Below are 1,804 nucleotides of genomic sequence, written 5' to 3'. Positions count from 1 at the left end.
GGAAACGACTGTCAACGCACGACCCGCGCTGGTTTCGAAGGAGAACAGCACTCCCGACGTCTGCTACGTGTCGTTCGAGGCTGAACAAGGCATGTTCGAGGTAACAGCAGCCTGGCTTAGCACTGAGGGGCCTCGCGTCGGTGATCTCTGCGACATGGCAGGGAAGTACGCGGCAGCTCTAGAGCCACACCTGCCGAAGTAAGCACGGGGAGGGGCACAGCATGACTCAGGATCACGCCGATTACTGGCGGAACATGAAGCAACAGGCAGTCGACGGCCAATTCAAGATCGACGAAGACCTCGGTCAGGCGATTGCCGACCTCGCGAACCAGTACGTGATCGATCTGGAAGCCCAGAAGCTTGTCGCGAGCAAGCTCGACCGTATGACTGGATGGGGCGGTCTTCCGTCTGCGACGGCGATCCAGAAGAAGCTGGAGGCCAAGGCCACTGCCGACGAATCGGCAGTGAAGCGCCTGGAACAGCACATCGCCATCGCCCGCGATCAACGTGATACGTTCCTCGCCGCCATCGGCAAACTACAAGCCGTAGACCAGCAGACCGCGGGAGCACTCGGAGCCACGGGGGCTGGTCTCTGATGTCATTCTGGACCGACGGCACCATCGGTGAGTTCTTCTTCCACGCGGGCACATTCGGCATTTTCAAGGTCGCAGACAACTACGACCGGGCCGACGAGTTCAGCAGGCTCGATCAGGATGGCCGGGAGAAATGGGAGGGCGACCGAACCATCATCAGTAGCGAGTGGGCACAACTGAGCGCCAATTCCGGTCTGACGATGGACAAAGCATCGGTGATCGACCCCGAGGAGTTCAGCACCTGGCCGCACTTGAAGATTTGGGAAGCACTCAACGGCAAGGACGGTGCGCCCGGCGTCGAGGCGACAGAGGTCAATGCAAGCGCAGACGGCTGGCGCAGGCTGACGACGGGGACCGAGACCGCAGTCAACAACTACCGGAACAACTTCGAGCGCGTGCTGTCCGAAAAGTGGTCGGGGCAATCCGGAAACGCGGCGATCGATGCGGTGAAGAGCTACACCACCGACGCAGCCAAGCTGCACACAGCGTTCCAGATGGTCGCCAACGGCATCGACCACATGGAAGGTCTCCTCGGCCAGGCGAAGATCGCGATCCCCAAGCCGGAGAACATATCCGGCTTCGACGAGTTCATCAGCCACATCCCCGGCAATGGTGTAGTCAAGGCCGCGAAGCACCGGGCCACCGAAGCAGAAGAAGACGCCCGGCTCTTCATGATTGGCACGTACCAGCCTGGTTCGATCACTGTCGACAAGCAGACTCCTGTGTTGCCGCTGCCGGTCAACAACATCGAGAATCCGGGAGACGGCGGTCTGCCCGGCACCAGAAACGGCAACGACGGCACCACCAACGGGACCACCGACGACAACGGCACCACACCGGGGACCGATCCCGCTGGGACGCAGGAGAATCCGGGGACGACGTCGCCGCAGACGACCGACACCGGCGACGATCAGACCGACGACGACGGCACCGAGGACGACTCCACCTCGCCGAGCGGTACCGATCCGTCGGCGACCACTCCCGCCACCACCACGCCGGGGACCGGCCAGCCGACGACTCCCGGTGACACCAAGGGCGGTGGGTCGCCGGGTGGCGGCTCGCCGGGGTCCGGTGTGCCCACGGGGGCGGGTGTGCCCGGTGCGGGGCGCAGTGTGTCGGGCACGCCCGGTGGCGCGGGCGCCGGTGTTCGCGCGGGGACGGCGGGTACCGCGGGGGCGCGGGGCATGAGCGGGATGCCCGGCATGATGGGC

The 1,804-nt window shown here is 64.2% G+C and carries 2 protein-coding genes and 1 pseudogene; all 3 read left to right on the top strand.

The genetic code is table 11. The annotated features are described in order from the left end of the window. The coding region (locus ACWDNU_RS45410) for a DUF3558 family protein (RefSeq protein ID WP_449673393.1) at positions 1–202 on the top strand (202 nt) is incomplete at its 5' end. A 19-nt stretch (positions 203–221) separates the two neighbouring features. Continuing rightward, positions 222–596 (top strand): hypothetical protein, encoded by a 375-nt coding sequence (locus ACWDNU_RS45405; RefSeq protein WP_355271269.1) that lies wholly within the window; start codon positions 222–224, stop codon positions 594–596. After that, positions 596–1,804 (top strand): annotated as a pseudogene (locus ACWDNU_RS45400) (hypothetical protein); the annotation flags it as partial. The gene ACWDNU_RS45405 and the pseudogene ACWDNU_RS45400, both read left to right, overlap by 1 nt.

The sequence above is a fragment of the Amycolatopsis sp. NPDC003676 genome, assembly GCF_053587275.1.
The sequence above is the reverse complement of the archived record's forward strand: the minus strand, read 5'-3'. Positions and strand labels throughout refer to the sequence as shown.

Coding starts and splice junctions, on each gene's coding strand:
- ACWDNU_RS45405 (WP_355271269.1), top strand. CDS start 222: ATGACTCAGGATCACGCCGATTACTGGCGGAACATGAAGCAACAGGCA.